General features: G+C 33.3%; 12 protein-coding genes. 2 read left to right on the forward strand and 10 right to left on the reverse strand.

Annotated features, from left to right (window positions below):
* Window positions 1-708: 708 nt before the first annotated feature.
* Window positions 709-1,398 (forward strand): hypothetical protein, encoded by a 690-nt coding sequence (locus tag Arg41_RS07295; RefSeq protein WP_157722330.1) that lies wholly within the window; start codon window positions 709-711, stop codon window positions 1,396-1,398.
* Between the two features lie 1,531 nt (window positions 1,399-2,929).
* Here the strand turns inward: Arg41_RS07295 and Arg41_RS08050 are convergent.
* The 8 genes from Arg41_RS08050 to Arg41_RS07335 form a co-directional block, all read right to left on the reverse strand.
* Window positions 2,930-3,175, reverse strand: coding sequence for a hypothetical protein (locus Arg41_RS08050; RefSeq protein ID WP_141663223.1), 246 nt, complete (start codon window positions 3,173-3,175; stop codon window positions 2,930-2,932).
* A gap of 201 nt (window positions 3,176-3,376) precedes the next feature.
* Window positions 3,377-3,631: a hypothetical protein gene (locus Arg41_RS07305; protein ID WP_092343666.1), complete on the reverse strand. Its 255-nt coding sequence runs from the start codon at window positions 3,629-3,631 to the stop codon at window positions 3,377-3,379.
* Between the two features lie 14 nt (window positions 3,632-3,645).
* Window positions 3,646-3,843, reverse strand: a complete 198-nt coding sequence (locus Arg41_RS07310) for a hypothetical protein (RefSeq protein WP_092490686.1) — start codon at window positions 3,841-3,843, stop codon at window positions 3,646-3,648.
* Between the two features lie 921 nt (window positions 3,844-4,764).
* A complete protein-coding gene (locus Arg41_RS07315) occupies window positions 4,765-5,706 on the reverse strand; it encodes a hypothetical protein (protein WP_092490687.1) in 942 nt (313 codons plus the stop codon).
* Between the two features lie 728 nt (window positions 5,707-6,434).
* On the reverse strand, window positions 6,435-7,340 hold the full coding sequence (locus tag Arg41_RS07320) for a hypothetical protein (RefSeq protein ID WP_092490688.1): 906 nt from the start codon (window positions 7,338-7,340) through the stop codon (window positions 6,435-6,437).
* A gap of 371 nt (window positions 7,341-7,711) precedes the next feature.
* Window positions 7,712-8,557, reverse strand: coding sequence for a hypothetical protein (locus Arg41_RS07325; protein WP_092490689.1), 846 nt, complete (start codon window positions 8,555-8,557; stop codon window positions 7,712-7,714).
* Window positions 8,558-9,383: 826 nt separating this feature from the next.
* Window positions 9,384-10,271 (reverse strand): hypothetical protein, encoded by an 888-nt coding sequence (locus tag Arg41_RS07330; protein WP_092490690.1) that lies wholly within the window; start codon window positions 10,269-10,271, stop codon window positions 9,384-9,386.
* 319 nt (window positions 10,272-10,590) lie between these two features.
* Window positions 10,591-11,403 (reverse strand): hypothetical protein, encoded by an 813-nt coding sequence (locus tag Arg41_RS07335; protein WP_092490691.1) that lies wholly within the window; start codon window positions 11,401-11,403, stop codon window positions 10,591-10,593.
* Window positions 11,404-12,276: 873 nt separating this feature from the next.
* On the opposite strand from Arg41_RS07335, the gene Arg41_RS07340 reads away from it, so the two are divergent.
* On the forward strand, window positions 12,277-18,393 hold the full coding sequence (locus tag Arg41_RS07340) for a hypothetical protein (RefSeq protein ID WP_092490692.1): 6,117 nt from the start codon (window positions 12,277-12,279) through the stop codon (window positions 18,391-18,393).
* Window positions 18,394-18,419: 26 nt separating this feature from the next.
* Here Arg41_RS07340 and Arg41_RS07345 read toward each other — a convergent pair whose 3' ends face one another.
* Window positions 18,420-20,522 carry a hypothetical protein gene (locus Arg41_RS07345; protein ID WP_139057344.1) on the reverse strand — a complete coding sequence of 701 codons (2,103 nt, stop codon included), beginning with the start codon at window positions 20,520-20,522 and terminating at the stop codon, window positions 18,420-18,422.
* 481 nt (window positions 20,523-21,003) lie between these two features.
* Complete coding sequence (locus tag Arg41_RS07350; protein ID WP_172792687.1) at window positions 21,004-21,993, reverse strand: hypothetical protein; 990 nt, start codon at window positions 21,991-21,993, stop codon at window positions 21,004-21,006.
* Window positions 21,994-22,072: the final 79 nt, after the last annotated feature.

Below are 22,072 nucleotides of genomic sequence, written 5' to 3' on the forward strand. Positions count from 1 at the left end.
ACCTAATAAAAAACCATGCTAAGTACTTAATGACCTACTTATCAACAAAACCACGTTATCCATCCAATCCTCAACAAGATCATAGCACTATAGATAGCGATGTAGATAGTTTTTGTCATAATAATCAATGCTATGTTTGATAAAAAATAAAATAATTATTACACAGCTATCGGTATGAAATTACTTGTATTAAATTATCACAATCCTCCATCTAATTCGCCCTTCATTTTGTGAAAAATAATAATTAAAATCATTGCTACACTCTTCATTGCTACACTCTTAATTATCAGATAAATTATGGATGTGTGATATATGTGATTCGTTCATCGATATTGCAACATCGGACGCGAGCACCCATAACACCATTAGGCCAAGAGTACAAAACATCGTTATCAGGTTTAACTGCCATTAGGAGAAAAAGTTAATGAGACTTAATAAAGTACAACTCATGATATAGTACCGCCTCACTATCATCACAAACAATGGCACTAGAAATAAACATCCCCCCTGCAAAACTACAGGAATAAAGTAAGTTGCTGGTAGGAGTTTGAACTAAAGGAATGAGAGCGGATATAACATAACCATAATAACATGTGCTTTTTTTGCAGTAGTTTTGCAGTAGTTTTAATTTCCCCATGCTTGGGAAATGGGATTGATTTTTTCTTTCTCTACATGTATCGAATTGGAAACGTATCAGGAGCACAAATTATGATATCAGATTATGACTTCCGAGCTAACAAAATATCAGAATCAAACTCGGATGACAGCACGGGTGAAGGAGAAATAGAAACTGGCTCTATGCCAATGCCATTAAACGCCTCAGTAAAAACTTCCTACAAAAATTGCACACGTTCATTTAAAGAAAATTGCCATATTGATATTGAGCTAGAACAAATAACTGTACATACTACCGAAGAGAAAAAAACAGATGAACCTGTACTATCTTTGTTATCACCATCACAAGGTGAACGAGGTAATGAATGTGTAGACATTAGTTGCGCAGAGTTGGGTGAAATAGAAATAAGGCCACCATCTTCATCTGAGTTATTATTAACTTCCGCAAACAGAGGCAACACACGAGCAACATATGCAGAGATAGCATTAGCCGCAGCATTAGCCGCCAATATAAAAAATAGGAACCAAAAAATGCTACAACAACTTAAGCACCACCGCATCACCCTTTTATGCACCCTGGTAGGTTTATTAATGATAATAATAGCCTACTCACTCTGCCCAGAATGCGGAAAACGGGAACTTATTATACTTCTTGCTGTTGTTGGCGTAAGCATTTTATCTACCTTGGGAGTACATCTATATTTATGCCATGAAACGCGCATAGGGATACCACGTGAATTTGAAAGGCGCCGCAACGAAATACTTCGCCACCAGCAATTGTAAGTATTGCTAACACGGAGCGTATATTACAGTCAAAGGTTACATTTTAGTACAATAACAAAATATCATAATCAAATTCAACTGATAGCAAATATATATGGTACGGGGAACGTATACTTAACATATGGCCTTGACTATTCTAAGGCCTACAATCATCACAATCACCCATTCTAATTATTAACGGTAAAGATTAAATTATATACAAGTAGACCACATTTGATTCCATCAGCAATACTATTGGAAAGAGAAAGAAGAAAAAGTCAATGGTTACTGAAACCAAAAGTATATTGTCATCCTGTATATTGTCATCCTAGTACTTTAAGTGGTTATACAAGAGCAGATCCGATTACATCATAAATATTAACATCAATATTCTCGTTAATCATAATCAAATTTATAACTGGTTATCATCATCTATAAGCATATAATAACGGTATGTGTTATGTAAATATTTCCCAATAAATGCATAACTGTGAGGAAATGTTTCCTACGCTGCTGTAATTGCTAGATTTGTAGGTAAGTGTTTCTTAGACTGAATATTCAAAAGCATTTTCGATAAATTAGTAACCAACATCTTTGATGCTTTTTTCAACGGGAATACATACATTTTATCCTGTAATAAATTTAGCTCTGGAAATACTATTATTGTAATCATATTTATGTTAGCCTCTTCTTCCGCTAACGCCTTCTAATTTTATAATTTATGGTGTCGTAAACATTAATTATAGTTGGTGTGTATCCAATTTATTTTGTAAATCAATTGTTTTATAATAATAAATTTATATACGAAGTGCCTTATTAAAATCTAAAATGCATCAGGTTTGTTATGTATAACGCGCCACTATTACAATGCAAAGCCATTGCTATTTATGTGACTAAGGTAATTATAGCCCAATGTTATATGCTATTTAATTATATTATCAGAGTATGAATGATACGATGTTTGTTTGAATTAAGATTTATATTCGTATAGTTGTAAATTGAAGCACTAATTTTCTCATTGCTTTAATTAACGAGTTTATTTTTTGTTTGCTTGCTATTAGAGTAGTATCTACTAAGTGAGTAAGAATTTTATTACACAGTGTTCAATAGGTCTTGATGAATTAGAAAAATTAATTCATATTAAAAGGTAGGAATTCATCCAATATTTCAGCAAATGTTGTAATATCTTTATTGATTGGTGTTATTTGTGTTTAAATTTAGCGATTATATTGTTATTGGAATTATCATCTGTAATTATATCCAATCATAACTGTAGTCACTACTAAGAGTTGTTATGTTGGTCGATGCTGCTAAATTTACAAAATAATTTTGATTCATTATCGATTGTGGTGGTTTTCTGCTTTTGTTATTTAATGTAATTAATGTACATAAATAAGCGAAAACTAGTTGACATATTTTATATAGCATTGCTGAACAAAAAATTCATCGTCGCTTCTACATTTAGTGCGGCCGCAGGGTTAATTTGTTACTGTAGTACGTTTAATTATGATAACTACTATTACGTCTGTTATAGGTACAGCAGACCACATGTTTATACGAGATTTTCTTGTTCTTCCTCAGGGTTAACATTACCAGCTCGTGATATAGGTTGATGTGATTTATTAACTTTACAAGTTTTGTATCCTAAGAAAGAAAATATAGCAATAGCAAAAAATATAAATGTAACTATCACAACAACAATGGTAATATTGGTTTCATTGCTTGATGTTGTCTCTGCTGTAGTTAGCTTCGGTGATTTTGTAATTGTTGAAAGTATAGTATTAGGTGTAGTAATCATAAGTGATAGCACGGGATAAATTACGTATGATTCAATATTACTGCAACATTTATTAAAGGTAACAATGTTTGGGGTAGAGTATTTGCAAAATTCAACACTGTTTGAATTGCAAGAGTAATTTTGTCCATAAAAATTAATGTGATTCTTGAGCTGAATTTCAAGGTTCTTGCACAAGTAGTGCAATTGATCAACGATCTTAAATTATTCAATTCCCCAGTAAGCTCTGGCCGGAAGAACTAAGGGATGACTCAAGTTAAAACGTTTATGAGGTTCTTTGCCTCTCGCTTTGAGCATTTTTAATGAATAATTAAAGGCATTTTTAATAACATTATAATGATCATAATCACTGTACATTCCTGTTCTTTTAATTTCGCACAGTATAGCCGATATGGCGCATATATCTTCCTTAAGTACTATGTTGCCTGATACACATTTTTCTCCATTAATATTCTCCAAGGTACTAATAATAGCTAGTGATACTGTGCCATGCAGCTATTAGCCAAAGATCTATTAATAAAAGAAAAACTACCGGATAATCTAGAATTTGTTTTATGTTCCATAAGCACAACTGTTGTGCAGCCACTTTCTGTTTCAACTTCGTTGTTGTTCTGAGACTCAAATTTACATTTGGCTGAATAATCCAAGTACTTGCCATCATTATAAAACATTATTTTTCCTGTAAAAAATAAGCCTAGATAATTGTATTATTGTAAATTATGCTGCCTAACGAATTATTATTAATTTTATGCAGTATATATTTTGTAATGTAAATAAAAAATATCATCGTTAATTAAGTTTATTATAAATAGTATGTGCATATAAATAGTACTTTGTTTTCACCTAAAACACAGATGATTTGCTGCCACATATTATTCATTTCCATTTCGTAAAAAGCCACACATTTATTTAAATAATTTTATAACTGATGTGTAATCACATTGTTATTTACATAATCAGGGTTGACATATAAATAGCGACGTGATGCTGCTAATTTGGTTGAGTGTAGCATCAGGTCTTGAATAATACGATGTCCGTTTACAATAAATAGTAATTTATTGTAATTCTTGTTAATAAATCACATAATCTAATAATTAGAAATATACTTATTTGTTATAGATATAAATATCTATTTTAGTGATTCAATTGTTATTGAGATTATTATTTGTAATATAACAAATCATAACTGTAGTAACCACTAAGATTTGCGAAATAATTTTGATTTATTATAGGTTTTGGTGATTTCTTACTTTTGTTATTTAATGTACTTAATGTATTTGAGTGAACAATATAACTAAAATTAGTTGTCATAATTTATACACTATTACTGAACAAGTAATTCATCATTGCGTCTACATTTAATACATTCTTAAGATTAACTTATTACTCATAGTATGTACAGATTAATTGTGATATTGCTATTGCTACGGTGATATTGCTATTGCCACGAAAATTAATTTTGTGAACTTTACATATGAAATTAATTAAATGAATAATTATGTACCATATTATTGCTCCTTTCATTCTAAACTAACACAAATATATTCATAATAAAAAACAGTCTTGCCATAGGTGTGACAGACAACATGTTCCTATACGATATTTTTTCGTTCTTCCTTAGCATTAACGTTATCAACTTGAGATATAGTTTGGCGCGACTTACTTGCCTTGCAAATTTTGTATCCCATAAATAAAAATATAGATACTGTAAAAAATATAAAGGTAACTAATGCAATGAAAAATGTAACATCATCTTTATCAGTTGGAACTACTTCTGTTGTAGCTAAAGTCGGATCTACCATAATTGTATTATTTAACTTCGCAGTTACTGATGATAAACCAGGATGAGCTACGTATGATCCAATATCACTACAAAAACGATTAAAAACAGAAGCATCGGGATTGCCAAACCTACAAAACCTGATCTTACTAAGGTGGTAAATTTTTTCACATAATTCACCATAATATTTTCGGGTTTCCAATACAATCCATTTATCAATATAAAATAATTGATTAAAAAGATCTTCTTTTTCGGAATCATCAATCGGAAGCTTTGAAGGAAGGACTAACGGGAAAGTTAAATTAAAAGCATCTTTTCTAGTGTATTTATCAATAACTGCTTTATTGCCTCCTTCAATCAATTTTCTGTTATATTCTTCTGTTGTTTCAGATGAGTAAATAAATGAATTTCTAGTAAAATTAAAATAGTCTCTATTTTTTCCTGCCATTTTATCAATGGCAATAATTTTACACATATCAGCTACTACAAAGCATGAATATGAAGCAATACCGTAGTAGTCATCTTCTAATCCAGTTGCACTACCTAACATACTAAGAACAATTAAAGGTGATATCCTGAAACCATTATATAAAAATCTACTAAGTAAATTATAATTTGCTGATCGTAAATTTTCTTCCCTTTCCGTCTTAACAACTATTGTACATTCATTATCTTCTGAGATTTCATCTACAGCTTGAGACTCAAATTCAATACTATATTGAGCGCTAAAATGGTCTATGCTGATATGCCTCATCTCTTTTTCCGGAAAAACATAATATGCCTACTGTATCATTTGAAGGTACATTGACCAATGAATTATTATAAGCTCTGCTCATTACTTTTTTATAAATTTAAATCAATTCAATAAAATCAGCACATTTATTTTTAATAAAATATATTTTTCCGTAAAAATTTACTTACCTATGATAGATTTATTTTTTTATTTTTTGTTAATTATATAGTTTTTTAAAGATGTTTTTTGCAATCAATTATTCATATTTTAAATATAGCCCCAAGAAAAAAATATGATCAAAATATATCATTCATCTGCAGAATGGACAATAATAATTATGTAATTAGCTGGTATAATTATCTCTATATATTATTATTAACGTATATGTTTTAATGGAGACGTGGTTTCTTATAGATTGTAATCCTCCAGTGTGGATTTAGAACGCTAAAAATACAAGTCTTTATTATCTTTTTTGTTATTATGAATATATTATTTATTAGTAATAATAAGGAATTTATACGGCACTGAGAATACCGATTGTATTAGTAATGTCATTATTTACAATATAAGAATTAATTTTTCTGCCGTTGAGTATTACGGTATTTGATATTAATTAAAGCCTGCATAACAATATACTAACCTTACACCCATACATGAAAAATAATTATTGAAATTTCCACAAACACAAGTAAAATAATTTTATTAATTTAAGCGACTATCAGTATATATAAGCAAAATTACATAAAATTTTAATATCGTCTACAACACCTACGTCCAAGAAATGAAAGTATAGATACTGTAAAAAATATAAACGTAACTAATGCAATGAAAAATGTAACATCATCTTTATCCGTTGGAACTACTTCTGTTGGAACTACTTCTGTTGTAGCTACTATACTTGTAGCATTTAATGTTCCGGTTATTGACGATAACCCAGGATGAAATACGTATGATCCAATATTACTGCAAAAACGATTAAAAACAAAAGCATAGGGATAAATAGAAATATTTGGATTATAAGATTTACAAAAACAGTAATTATTAAGATGGTAAATTTTTTCATATGATTCACCATAATTTCTTTTGGTTTCCAATACAATCCATTCGTCAAGGTAGAATAATTGAGAAATAATACTCCTTCCTTCACGATCATCACTAGAAATATTAGAAGGAATAATTAACGGAAAACTGAAATTAAAAGCTTCTTTTACGGTGTATTTTTTAATATTTTCTTCGCTGGCTTCTCTAATTAATCTTTCGTTGTATTCTTTCATCTGTTTAGACGAGTAAATAAATGCACTTTTAGTAAGATTAAAATAATCTCTACTATTTCCTGCCATTTTGTCAATGGCAATAATTTTGCATATATCAGCTGCTAGAGAACATGAATCCCTTTTGAAAATGAATGTGACTCCTTTGTTAAATTTGATTCCACTTGCTCTACCTAGCATACTAAGCACAATTAAAGGGGATAGACTGTAAGCATTATATAAAAATCTACCAATTGAACTAGAACTTGCTGATCGTAAATTTTCTCCTCGTTCATTGATAACAAGCGTTGTGGATTCACTATCTTCTGAAATTTCATCTACATCCTGATGCACAAACTCGATACTATCTTCAAGTTTGTGATCTCTAACATTGATACAACACATTTATTTTTCTCACAAAAATACACTCCTATTACCATAGCATCGGAAGTTAGAGTTCTCAATGAATTATTATCAGCTTCGCGTATTATATTTTTACAATCAACCCAAATAGTAATATAACATAGTAATAGAATGAAAAATTTTACTAGTATTAACAATCTTTTTCTACTTCTCAGCTAACCACAGTTTGTGGATGCCGGCATCTGTCACCTCATTTTTTATAATAATAAAATTAATCTTTCTACTTAATAAAACTAATATTTATACTCTTAGTTAGAGCAGTATTTTAAAGAAAATAAAATTTATTTTTGCACTTGCACGACATCACTCTGCCCTTCTTTCGGTTTCTGCATTAAGATAGTAGTAGATGATTACTAAACTAATATTTTGGATTGTTGAGATTTATTTGCTTTATAACGTTTGTATCCTAAAAATGAAAATACAGATACTGTAAAAAATATTATGGTAGATAATACAGTGAAAAATGTAACGTTGTCTTTGTCTTTATCATCTGTAATTATTTCTATTGTAGCTAAAGTCGTCGTTTCTATACTTGTAGTATTCAATGCTTTGGTCATTGATGATAAATAAGGATGAACTACATATGATCCAATATTACTGCAGAAATGACTAAAAGCAAAAGTACTGGGATAAATTGCACCTTTACAAAACTTAGCATTAGCTAGAACGTAATTATATTTTTTGTCATATGATCTACCATAATGTTTACTTATTTCCAAGTTAATCCATGTGTCAATATGGATTAATTTATTTATAATATCTGCTCCTCCACTATGATAACTAGAAATATTGGAAGGAATAATTAACGGAAAACTGAAATTAAAATCGTTCTTTAATGGGTAACTAAAAGCACTTCTAGTAAAATTAAAATAATCTCTATTAGTTCTTGTTATTTTATCGAGGGCAATAAGTTTACACATACTAGATACTATAGAACATGAATGACGTTTAAATAAGAATGTAGTGGCGCAGTCAGGTTCGAGTCCAGTTGCATTGCCTAACATACTGAGCACAATTAAAGGAGATAGCCCACAGCCGTCATATGAAAACCTACTATAACCTGTTGATCGTAAATCTCCTTCCTGTTCCATGATAATAACTGTTGTGAAGACGCCATCCTCTGAAATTTCATTTATATTATGAGACTCAGAGCTCCTAATATATTGAGTATCCAAACTGCTTAAATTGACACAAGACATTTTTTTTCCTACAAAAATATACTTAGGTTAACGTATCACCTAAAGTTTCATTATCCAATGAAGCATTACCAGCTTTACGTTTTACAAATTTAAATAAAAATAGTACATTTATTCTTAATAAAATACATTTTTTCTATAAAAATTTAGTTATCATTGCTATGTTTATTATATTTTTCAACTCAATAATCTTTTGTTAGTTTTTTGAAGGTAATTATTGCAATCAATTATTCATATTTTAAATATAGCGCCAAGAAAGAAAAATAGATATATCATTAATCTGTAGAAGAGACAGTAATAATTATGTAATTAGCTAGCATAATTAGCTTCATATATTATTTGTAATAATTATGTTAACTTATATATTTTAATATAGACGTAGTTCCTTACAGATTATTATCTCCTGTGTGTATTTAAATAAGGACGATAACAATACATGTATTTATTATTTTTTTGATATTTGGGTGATAAAAGTATTTATTAATGAAAATACTATAAGAATAGAAGAGTAAATTTTATTAGTAGCAGTAATAATTTTACAGATTATGCTTTATACGTATATAATTTATGTGGGTATTATCAATTAGCAGTATCGGAAATTTATAAGATACTGATGATAAGGATTATATTATCCATGTCATTATTTACAATATAAGAATTAATTTTTATGCTGTTAAGTATTACGTTACCTGATATTAATTAAAGCTTTCATAACAATATACTAACCTTACACTCATACATGAAAAATAATTATTGAAACTTCCACAAACACAAGTAAAATAAGTTTATTAATTTAAGCAACTATCAGTATCAGTATATATAAGCAAAATTACATAAAATTTGAATATCGTCTATAACACCTACGTCCAAGAAGTGAAAGTATAGATACTGTAAAAAATATAAACGTAACGAATGCAATGAAAAATGTAACATCATCTTTATCCGTTGGAACTACTTCTGTTGTATCTAAAGTAGGATTTTTTGTACTTGTATTATTTAATGTCTCGATCATTAATGATAACTCAGGATAAACTAGATATGATTCAATATTACTGCAAAAACGACTAAAAACCTGAGGATCAGGATCAACAAAAGTACGGCGGTTATTAGGCCTACAAAACATGAAATCACTCAGATGGTAATTTTTTTCATATGATTCACCGTAATATTTTTTTATTTCCAATAAAATGCCTTTATGTATTAAGATTAATTTATTAACAAGACTATTTATGTCATAATTCTCACTAGAATTAACAGAAGGAAGAATTAACGGAAAACTGAAATTAAAAGAGTTTTTTATGGTGTATTTTTCTATTTTTTCTACATTGCCTTCTTCAATTAGTCTCTTATTGTATTTTTCCGCTGATCTAGATGAGTAAATAAAGACATCTCTAGTAAAATTAAAATAATCTCTATCTTTTCCTGCCATTTTATCAATGGCAATAAGTTTACACATACCAGATGCTAGACGGCATGAATAACGATCAAATAAGCATCTAGAGCCACCGTCAAACTCTAATCCATTTGCACTACCTAACATACTAAGCACAATCAAAGGTGACATCCTGCAGGCATATGAAAACCGACTAAGTAAATTAGAACTCGCTGACAGTAAATTTTCTTCCTGTTTCGCGATAACAAGTGTTGTGAAAGCACTAGCTTCTGAAATTTTATTTACATCTTTATTTTTCAGGCATCTAACATTTACATAACACATTTGCTTTTCCTACAGGTATGTACTGTACTCACTCTAGCATCGGAAGTTACATTATCCAATTAAGTAATGACTTGTAATTCTAAATAAAATTTAACAACTAGATAAAGAGCAAAAACAATTTTTCCATTGTAAACCCTAAAATGGAACAGCAAGCATATAACTTATATACCAAACCATAGATTTTATCTCATGATACAAGCAATCAATGATATGAATCGAAATCACCTGCGTGTATATATTTTTTCCATATACAATAATGTTATCCAAAGTTACACAGATATTACTTACTCAATTTTTGTGGCAGATTAGATATCAGTATTCATTTGCTACGATTACGTGATTTATATCTAAGAAAAGCAAATAAAGCAAGGGTAAGAGATAAAAGAAAAAATGATATAGCAATAGTCACAGAAAAATATTCAGTATTAGGTGCAAATCCTACTTTGGTAACACTATTTGAGGCATTTAATTTTGATTCATTGCTAATCAGGTATGAACCAATGGTACTACAACACTTTTCAGAAATATCAGTGTTAAAATACCGATTATTTCTACAGAGTTTCCTAATAGCTAAATCACAAAATCCTTTCTCTAATTGACACATGTTAAAACCTAATTGTCTTTTACGCATGGTAAGGTATTTATCTCTGATATGAATACCCATAACCCACAATTGCGTAAAAGTATCATTATTATAATCACCTTCGTGATTAATATCAGAAGAAAAGTTTAGAAGAGTATCAAAGCTAACAGCAGATTTTCCTAAGTAATCCACTGATTTATCAAAAGCATATTTAATAACCTCATTAACATGATCCCCACCTTTATTGTTAATTCTAATAAAGTTACATAACGATGATTTTAGAAAACATGAAGCAAATAGATAATCATTTTTATTTGCTTCAGATCCACTGACACTTTCTAATATACTAATCATTACCAGAGGAGTTAATACACGTCCAATAAATAAAGGCCTATTAAGAGAATATAAATTTCTTGATTGTAAACTTGTTTTTTGTTCCGTGACTATAATTGTTACAGATTCACCATCATCTTCAATATCTTCGTCATTTTGATTTACAAGATCAATTTCTTGTGAGCAACGAAAATAATTACCGCTAGTATGAAACATTATTTTCCCCATAAAATAAGTATTGCATACTGTAGCATTACAGATAATATAATTTAATGAATTAAATTATATTATATCTGTAATTTAAGTTAAATTACATCTAATGTAATTTACAATTGGTTTCGTGTTTTATTGCTAAATAATTATGTTAACTTGCAGGATTTTTCTGCTTCGTGCAAAAAATAAATAATATTCATATATGCAAATAACCACTATGAACAATAACTCATTATTATATAAGTGAACTTTAATGTTTTGACTGCTAATAACAATACCAATTGGGAACAATTTTGATAGTATTATATTAGTATATCGGCTTCATTTTAAATTAATATGATTTTATAAATTGCTTCTACTGATGTATACATCCTACTGTATTTGCCGTATGTGTGAGTACTAATACTAACAGTTTATAAAAATTACTTTGTGATACGAACATAAGTGGGTGGAGAATTACTAAAGCGAGATCTCCCCCTTAATTGTGACAAGCTATAATATCATCTGCAGATGGTGTTCTGCATTTTTCTCTGTTTATATATTATCTATATAGCGATATAATTTGATCTAGTTTAACAGAATTACACAGGTTGATTTACAATGGCCCCATTTCAGAAAGAAAAATATAGCTGAGACAAATAATATAAACAAACAGGCATAACAGCAAGTATTAGGCGATACTGCATACATGTAACCTATAATACCAGGCGAAGCGGTATTTGATTGAACGGGGTGAAAATTATATATGATCCAATATCAATAATTACAATTTATAATGAGTCTTTATTTATCATCCGAAATATATATTTACTTAGCAAATAAACATAATATTTGATTTGAAGTACATACTACATATAGTTTCATATTTACTTATTGGTGACTCGCATACACAAAAAATTAGCCCAGAATGAAAAAGAAGTTAATAATTCAAACGCCATTACTACATTCAGCCCACTTACAACACAAAACATTGAGATAGTGTACAGAAACAGAGAACAGGAACAAAACAGCAAAAGTACTTGGTTACCATCATTAGGTGCCGAAGCTGTCAATGTATCATATACATATATGCAGAAACAAACAGAAAAAAGCATGAGAAAAGAGTTTGATCATTGGATGAACAGATCTCAAGAAGAAAAAACAATAAAAAGAGTAAAACGCAACCTCGACAGACCAATTGAGTCACCGGCTACTTCAGTAGCAGAATTTACCAGCTTTATAAGCGGAGAGATGGAACTAATACCTCAACCAGAATTTGACGCCTATATTTCCCGTATTGCTAAAAGCGGATTTTCTTCTGCTGATGCTCAGCAAGGATTTAAAAAGCTTCTGGGAGCAATGGATACTGTTGATAAAATCAATTCTCTAAAAGCCCCTAATTTGTCAAATCAAGGTCATGAATTAAAGATGAGAATAGTTGCAGCTACCCACCGTGACAATCCTGGATATACAAAAGGCTACGAAACAACAAAAATATCTTCACTCGAAGAAAATATAGAATTACTAAGAGCCCTCGGGGTAAATGGTGAAAACCTTGGTTTAATAACTGATGAGGCAAAACTACTTAATGCACTAATAGTAATAAAAGTATCAAATGAAAGATTAGTCAGTAATCTAGGAGAAAGCCGGGCCTTTGTTAATCAGTATATACTTGATAGCAGCATTATAGATTCTCATGTTCGTTGGTCCCAAGAATTGCTGACTAGCCCTGACCTGCACTCTCGTTTTGATACCTTCTTTTCTTCATGGTCTAGCTCTTTAAGTACAGAAGAAAAGGCTCTGATTATGAACAACCCCAGAATTACCGCTCCAGAAAAGCTTAGCCCAAAAATCATACTTGAAGGCTCTTTTCTTAGCATAGCCGATGATGTGGGCATATCCCATGGGCTGTCGCTGTGTATAGCAGACGCAGTACATAGGCATGGAGCTGAGCACGCTGTTAAATTCACCTCCAGTGTACAAGAGTTTCTTGTTAAGGCAGCCACTGAAGGACAAATGCAAGAACTTACTCAACTAGGAAGGTCGTTACATCACCTGAGCAAACTATCAATGTCTGTAGGAGAAACAGATACAAACCTAGCTCCCACCTTTCTGGAGCGAGCGGATTATAAAACTCGCATTAGTGCAGAGGAGATGTACAATTTGCTATTAACCCCAGAAGTAAAAGAAGGAACAACCTTCTTTGTCGGATTTCCTAAGCACAAAACCGTTTTAGTAAAAGGATTTACCGGTGACACGAGCCTAACTCCTGTACTAACTTTCTTTGACCCTGACACTGGCATGTTTCCCCTGTTCAGTAGAGAACAAGCAATTTATTTTTTGCAAGGAGCTTTTGACAATTACGGCAGTACCGATACATTAGCCCCAATGACTTCGGGAACTGGTCGTGCCGTCATAGTCAAGTACAACCCGACACTCTCTGATCAAGTTATTCCTGCCCTTGGCAGCTTTCCTTTACGAGATATATTATCAGATGTTCCCAGGCTCATAAGTGCCAGTACTATACGAAGATCAAATCCGTTAGAATCCCTAATTACGGCAATAGCAGAAAGTGTTGATCCAATAACTGCTCGTCACCTCTTAAGAGCTAGATCCCAACCTTCGATCACATATACATCACATACACATGAATCAGGTGTAACCAGTCCAGACATTGTCACCAGTAACCGTAACTTGGCATCCATAAGAGCTGTTGCAGCTGAAATTTATACACATATTGACGTTGAAATTATCCGAGCCGGGGTTTCTAGCGATGACGCCTTGGTAGACATAAGAAATTTATTTAGATCAGCTTCTGAAGAAAACACAAACATCGATAGTGATGGCAATATAAGCATAAAAATATGGTCCGCCGAGGAGGCTACTAATACGGTAAACGCCCCCTTAGGAACAGAAACCCGCCGAGCTCAATTGGAGGCCTTTTTTAAGGCAAATGCCGAAAGAGCCGTTGCAACAATTAAGGTCAAAGTGGGCCTTCTTTATAAGATCAATAAGCTGATAAATCTCATGTACCCCCCAACAATAGTCGACACAGTCATGTCAAAATTATCTGGTCTTGTTACTGACATCCTAAATATTGTCTCCTTATGTGAAATGTATGCATCACTAAACCAGATATCCAATCTCCCCGCAGATCAACAAGCTCTATTTATTATTAACTACTCATCCTCCTTATTCAACATGTTATCTGCCTCAGCTCAGTGGAGTGCATTCCTAACCGAACAAATATCAGCTCTAACAGCATCATCCGCTGAAGTTGCATCAAAAGTAGCGAAAAGCACAGGAAGCGTAATAACAAAAGCGTCTATTGGCTCCGCAGTAGGATCTATGATTGTAGGAGGAATAAACACGGGATTTGCTATAAAAAGCATGACAGAAGCCAAAACATCATATCAATTCGGCAAAGCAACAGCCGACTTAGCCTCCGGATTAGCTTCTATCGGACTAGGAATCGTTGGGCTAGCATTCCCTGGATTTGGGGCAATAATTGCAGGAATAAGCTTGGTAATAGTGGCACTTAAACATGCGCTAACAAAATATTTCCAACAAGCAACCGTTGGCTTTTACAAAGCTATCAAAGGATTTTGCCAAACAGATATGGAAATTAAAGCCATTGTAGAGCTACTAATGGGAAACTGGATTACCAATGACAACAAGGTAATACACTTCAATCCAAGCATCCCAATTGACAGTGTAATCATATCAGGAAGCACAATAGTAGCAACCAAAACAAACAACTCATTCCAATTAAGACCTATGTATGATAAATACTATGGCATCAATTCAAGACTTTCTCTTCAACAAATAGCAAAAATACGTTTCTCCTTTGACAGGATGTTAGAAAAAAAACCGATTTCAATAAAAAAAATCTACCCCCACCTAAACCTGCAAAAAATCGTGCAGCAGATGCATAAAAAATCTTTACTTCTGGCAAAAAACAACGAATCAGAAACAAAAATAATGATACTTCCTCAAGGAAAACCGGTAAATTACCACCCTAGCTATGAAAGTTTCACTTTCGGTTTAGGTGCCCCCGACCGAAAGTCAGTATTAAATAAATTCAAATATATAAATGTAGTAACAGTATCTCCAGAAGACTTTTTTCGTATTCAAGGAGCTACATTCAAAAAATACTATCCTTTGGTAAACTATGTGACCGGGCTGGGTGGGATTATTGCCGTTAGTTATGATAGAGGATACTACGACCATGATAGCAAACATGAAACCTTCGTAACAGTTGGTATAGACTCACCTTCGCTTATGATTCCTCCTGCATTAGATTTTCCATTAAACCAGATTGGCATTACGGGGGTGATGCATAACTCTTGGAATAGGAATGCCCTAACACGAGATTATACCTTTGACGTAAAACCGAATTCCACTGCTACATTAATCGCTAACCCTAATGCAAATGTCAAATTTAGAAACATTCACGACTCATCTAAAATAGGACTTGCTGAGTGGTACCCAGGACAAATTGAAGAAGTAAAAATAGCTCATGAAGATAACAACAGATACACTATAGTTCTAGAGATGAAACCAACGCCTGTGCAAAAATCAAAAGGTGAATCACAAGATGAATCCCCATTTGATCAATGGAGAAAACACTTACCAGAATGCAAACTGGAAGACCCAGATCCACAAGATCACAAAAACACAGACTATTCTGATCCACTGGCAGGCAGAGCAAAAACAACAACTAAAATTTCCATTCCTAATGGAAAAGTAATAACTTTAAATCTTGCCGAAAAATTAGACCATGAGAATAGAAAAGAATATCACAGCTTGACTTGTGCAGTAGAAAAGGAAGGAATAAAAATAGACTTTGTTGGAAACCCTGGAGGGGGAAATACAACTGCATCATCTAAATTCACCAACAAATGGATAGTTGGGGAAGCAAAAAAAATAAAAACTGAAGTAGAAACTTTACTTAGAAAAAACCCCAAAACTGGACCTGAAGCTGCATCTTCTTCTAGCCCTACCAATATTATCTGGAAACCAGTAACTTCAGTATATGATTTATCTTGCCGTGAAAACCCAGATGCAGAAATAGGACAGGGATGGATAGTATCCCCTAAAAATTTAACCGATGCAGATCAAAAACAAGATGATATCTATCCTGAGTTGAAAAAAGAACATGTGATTCCTGTCTGTTTATCATCAGAGGTAAAAAACAGGTACGGTAATTCAAGCAATGAGTGGAAGGACATAGAATTAATTTGGATTCAGGAGCCTCAAATAAATGACAGGATAGAATATAAGAATGAGAAATGGCGCGAATTCGGAACTTATTATTTTTTCAGCAAAGAAAAAAGCTTGTTGCTAAAACAAATTGACGACCATCAAGTACAACTCGACCAGGTATCAATATCATATATTCACCCTAAACAGCTTATAGACAAGTCCACAGGAAAATCACAGGTTGTGCCTGGAGAAATGGCCCTTAGTCCACAAGGAATTGATGGTGGATCAAACGGCAAATTATTTATCGCTACTGAAGATGCAGCAACTAATGCAACCTTCATTAATAAAACATTAGACTTTCAAGAAAAAAATCCCCTGTCAACTATATTGGTACCAAATGTTCCGTTGCTATATAAAAATGGAACTGAGATGAATTACACTATGATACAAACAAATGGAGAGACGTTCATCGTACCTATTGATGATAAACACAACCCCCGTCTTGTTGGAACATTCGCTCACAATGATACTAAAATTGCAGTAATCAAGAGCTCAGCACCTGCACGAAGCAAACGTGATTTGCATAATAATGGAACTCAGCCTATAAAATTGCATTTGGTGGATCCCTTTCCACAAGATAAAAAGACACTTAACCTAGAAGAAGAACAACTACCACAGTTAAAAGAAATATTTAAAGGAGAGGAAATTTTAGATGTTGATATCAACTCACTACTAAATATTATGAAGGTACGACTATCCCCAGGAATACTAGTTGGATTGCAGATAAGTCCAAATTCAATAGGAGAATGGCATCAACGCATGCAGCTTTTAGGCGTTGGAATCGAAATATGGAATGATTTACAAAAAAATGAAAACAAATCATCCTACATAAAGCAGAAACTGGAAAGCTTGTTCTCGAAATACGGAACATCACAGCAACGCTTCTTTCCGATACCAACTCCAGAAGCAGCAATGACTGAAGGTAATGTTAGTACGATAATGTGGTACGACACTACAAATTTCCAAATATTCACAATAGACTGGAGTCTAGTAAAATCAGCTTCGCCAATAGGGGAAACCGCCTTAGAAAAAACACCCCAAGTGTACCAAGTAGTTGGTTATAGCCAAAAAGAACGACAATTACTATATGCAACAACATTGGCAAAAAACACACCTTTAGACCTTTTGGCTTCTATATCCATAGGAGGCAACAATGAGTGCAGCAACAAAGTTTTGAAGTTTTTGTCGTTACAAGACGCAGGGAACTATCATTTTATTGGTAAGCTGTGGCAAAGCCATGAGGGAAAAATACAATATCAAACCCCTCCACTACCTGGAGTAACCCACTTAACCTTATTGTCTCAAAACAAAAGAGACGACGGCACACCAGCAGTAGAATTAATAGTACCCGAAGAAGCAATGGAATACTTAAAGTCAATAACTCTGGTAAACAGCCCTGGATTATCTGAAGAAGAAGAAAGATTAACCAATCTGAAGTTCAACTCAGCTGGATACACTGAATTCATGGATACCCATCTTGATCCGGTGGTACTAAAAATAGATGGATTAGATTTGGTCATGGAGATTTTAAAACCTAAGAAAAACCCTTCAGATCAGTATGAAGGACCAGAATATTTTATTACTCGCTTCGAACACGCATTCGATAATAGTTGGTCTCTTCACCCTCGTTGCGGAGACATAGTTACGGTAGGAACAAAAACATATTCATGGCTTGACCTAAAATCCATGCTACCAAATGCCGATTTCAGCAAAAATGATATCAAGATCCCAGATATGGAGACGCTATAAACACTAATACTACATCTAAAAACTATCTATTTCCCCAAATCGGGGTCATATAATTCCAGCTTGTGCCTAGAATCACCACCAAAATTATCAAGGGCAGCATTCCATCTCTGTCTGCGCTCCTGTTCCTCAAGTTTCCACCCGGTAAGTCTATAATTACTTTGTTCTGAAGCCGCGCCAATATCGCTTTGTCCTGAATATTTTCTAGTAACAGCACCAGAATAATTAAAATTATCCGCACCACCTATTTTTTCCAGGTCGCTACCCATTACACCTAAGTCTAGTTCTCCAGAAAAAATCATCTGATCCAAGCTCAATGAGCGATAACCTAGAGATGCCACCTTATCACCAGCACAGAAAGAAAATGATCGCGGCAACAAACCCTGTTTCCCCAAGGAGCAACTATCTTCTGCAGACGAATCAGCTACATCAGATTCATCAGACTTAGATAACACTATTTCAACATCTTCATCTGATATTAAACTATTAACAACTTCAAAAGACTGTAGCTCTATGGAGCTTACCAAACGTCTATATTCATGCTTTCTGATCCTCATAATAAAAACAATAATAAAAGCGGCAACACTAATTAAGAATATACCTAAAACAACCCACCATAACGAACCAAATTTATGAGCTTCATCAGTAGGCGTAATATGTGTAGTAACCACATGTGTGGTAACTACCTCGGTAGGAATGGTAAATTCAAAACTTGATTCAACTTCAAGAGCCTCTTCAATCGAAATAACTTCTCTAACTCCACTAGGAAACCTATCACCGCTCAAATTAGGAACCTGAACAAATATTTTTATTCCCTCCTTTCTTGCTTGATGCACAGCACGTTCAACTGCAGGGGTATAAAAAAAACACGATGTAGTTTGCTCTGGAGGCATAATAATGTAGATATAGTAAGGCCTTGTGTTTGAGGAAAGTTCCAACACAGTATTAATAGATGCCAAAATGTTTGACTCTGACAACTGCCTAACCATTATCTTGTTACCCGTCTTTTGATAGAAAGATGCCCTTAGATCCACAACCATAGACCCAGGAACCAACTGCCCAAGACGATAACTCACTAAACTTCCATCTACACATTCTCTTAATTTATTATCCTTATTTTCTCTACAACTTACACTGCCTGTATTTAATTCCTCATTTTTGCAAAAATTCCCCACCATATCACCATATTGAATAAAACATTTTGTCAAAGTAACTGTAATCCCTGGAATGGGGAGCAATTTGGTGGAATTAACTCCGTCAGAAACAATAGCAACATTAACTGGCTTATATTTACTTTTGTTTATCCGTAAAGTTGGAGAAATGTGAATAGGACCCACGGCAGTTGGCTCTACACGTGAAAGCACAACCGGAGCATTGTAATATTGGCAATTTTTCAGATGTTTGCCGCTGTACAAACTTCCCCTATCAGTAATAACTTCAATAGAGGATGGAAGCTCATCACAAACTACTTCTGACAATACAGATGGAGAAGAAACCTGTGCAATAAAAGACCTAACAACATCTGGATTATTAAAGCAATCCTGCTCCAAAGTAACATTGAGTGGGCATAATTGATCTCTAATCGTCATCGCTTGAGTCTTATTAATCCTGATTTCAACATTTTTTAGCACAGTTTCATTTCTAACTATACCTGTATCATTAGCTAACAAAGGTGAATATAAACCTGTCCTAGACAAAAACATGCTGCCAATAATAGAGTGTACTTTTTTCGATTGGTTATTGTTTAGGGGTACATAAATACGAGCTGACGTCACGGTGATATTTGATAGTTGATGGTATAAGGATTCGGCAACGCTAGAACAATTAGCTCCTCCTGCCCCAGAAACACCCGCCAATAAATCGGGTATCACGCCAATTACTGTAGATAATACACTTGGCTCCGTTGATGAAGAAGACCCAAATGAATTCAACTCATCCTGTGCCCTCTTTTGTCTAATATTGGCCTTATACATCTCCGTCAAAGGATTTTCTGTGTTTTCTTTAGGAGGTTCTGCTGTGCCATAACTAACAGAACGAAACTCTTTCCATTTATGATCTGTATCTAACAAATAATCATGGGATTCATCTGTTTTTGTTGTCATTTTATAAAAAAAAGAAGATAGAATACGCATGCCGTGGTGTATTTACAAATTCATCAAGATAAAAGACAAAGCACCTATTGTCATAAGCTACAACAATTTTATTTACCTTTCTACTGCTTAGTTATACCTTTTTATTTGTAACCACTAAAATTGATGGTTACTATTTTCATTTATCATTAAATGGGTTTCCATTTACAATGTCGACAAACACATATAAATCAGTAGGCATCTATCATAAAATAAACGCTTATTTTGCCAATGACCATATACTTAATGCATGCAACTTAGCAAATTACCTGTTATTTTTTCATAAAGATAAGGCAGCACATTAAGCTCGACTGACAATACTTTGCAAAAAACACAGCAAAGCACACAAAGCTTATAAGAAAAATATAAAACTAATTAGATTAAAGGAACAAGAAACTTAAAAGTCACAACCCAGATAACTCTGTTTTAGCAACACTGCAACAAAAACCAATTAAAAAGACTTTGGTCTTACGCTTACATAATTCTATTCAGTCCAATTATAAACGTCATAATCCAACCTATATCGACTGTCCCCACCAAAATTATTAAGAGCAGCATTCCATCTCCTTCTGCGTAGCAACTCCTCTCTCTGCCACCATGTAAGATTCAAGTTATGTCGGCTTGAAGAAACATTAGGAGCTACACTCAAATCACCAACGGAGGGAGCACCTTCCCCGTTGTCTACCGATTCATCCCCGCCCTGACAAACATCACCTAATCTTAACCCAGACAAACTCATCTGATCCAGACTCAAGGAACGGTAGCACGGCATTGTGATGCCATGCGCATTACTAAAAGAGTGAGAACGTGACAATAAACACAAGTCATCAACACACCTATCTTCCCCACGTTCTGTTTCTCTACTAAGAGGATCTACTATTACCGGACGAACCAAACTTAGTCCCAACCCATAAAAATTGGCTTCACCCATACTTAAAGAACGACAACGTCTAGATAGAGCCCCACCTCTAGAAACCGAAGAACTACAATTCAAGTCGCCTAAAGAAACAGAACGAGATGACAAACAAAACCCATAGGCTGGATTATCAATCATTAAATAATTATCTGATAAATTAAGACGTTCACTGGAATCATCAGCATAAAGCCTATCTTCAGAATATCCTGGAGACAAGCGATGACCTCCATAAAAATATCTAACACGTTTTAACTCCACATAGCTTACCTCTGGTCTTCTTCTGCGTTTTCTCACTACCACCCGTAATATTAAAAAAGCAGATGCGGCACAAGCTAATAGAAATAAAGTCAACACACCAAATAAAACTGTATTGTCGCCTCCAGGAATAACCGTAACATTATCAATTGGGGTCACATATTCTTCATCAATGCGTGTAGTAGTATAGTCAGTAGTTGTTGTTGCTCCAGTAGTTGTTGTTGCCCCAGTAGTTGTTGTTGCTTCAGTAGTTGTTGTTGCTTCAGTAGTTGGATCAGAGTTAAAACCACAAACTGGGATCAAGCAAGAAAAGAAGTACAAAGATTTGTTGACTGGAATAATGATCTAGACAAAAGGTTAGCTCAAGAGGGAGAGAAAGCAA

Origin of the sequence: Candidatus Ichthyocystis hellenicum (assembly GCF_001460935.1) — a bacterium.
GTDB lineage: Bacteria > Pseudomonadota > Gammaproteobacteria > Burkholderiales > 2013Ark19i > Ichthyocystis > Ichthyocystis hellenicum.

Excerpts from the sequence above, each read along its gene's own strand:
- Arg41_RS07310 (WP_092490686.1), bottom strand. The coding sequence starts at position 3,843 with ATGTTTTATAATGATGGCAAGTACTTGGATTATTCAGCCAAATGTAAA.
- Arg41_RS08050 (WP_141663223.1), bottom strand. The coding sequence starts at position 3,175 with ATGATTACTACACCTAATACTATACTTTCAACAATTACAAAATCACCG.
- Arg41_RS07315 (WP_092490687.1), bottom strand. The coding sequence starts at position 5,706 with ATGAGGCATATCAGCATAGACCATTTTAGCGCTCAATATAGTATTGAA.
- Arg41_RS07330 (WP_092490690.1), bottom strand. The coding sequence starts at position 10,271 with ATGTGTTATGTAAATGTTAGATGCCTGAAAAATAAAGATGTAAATAAA.
- Arg41_RS07335 (WP_092490691.1), bottom strand. The coding sequence starts at position 11,403 with ATGTTTCATACTAGCGGTAATTATTTTCGTTGCTCACAAGAAATTGAT.
- Arg41_RS07295 (WP_157722330.1), top strand. The coding sequence starts at position 709 with ATGATATCAGATTATGACTTCCGAGCTAACAAAATATCAGAATCAAAC.
- Arg41_RS07325 (WP_092490689.1), bottom strand. The coding sequence starts at position 8,557 with ATGTCTTGTGTCAATTTAAGCAGTTTGGATACTCAATATATTAGGAGC.
- Arg41_RS07345 (WP_139057344.1), bottom strand. The coding sequence starts at position 20,522 with ATGCGTATTCTATCTTCTTTTTTTTATAAAATGACAACAAAAACAGAT.
- Arg41_RS07320 (WP_092490688.1), bottom strand. The coding sequence starts at position 7,340 with ATGTGTTGTATCAATGTTAGAGATCACAAACTTGAAGATAGTATCGAG.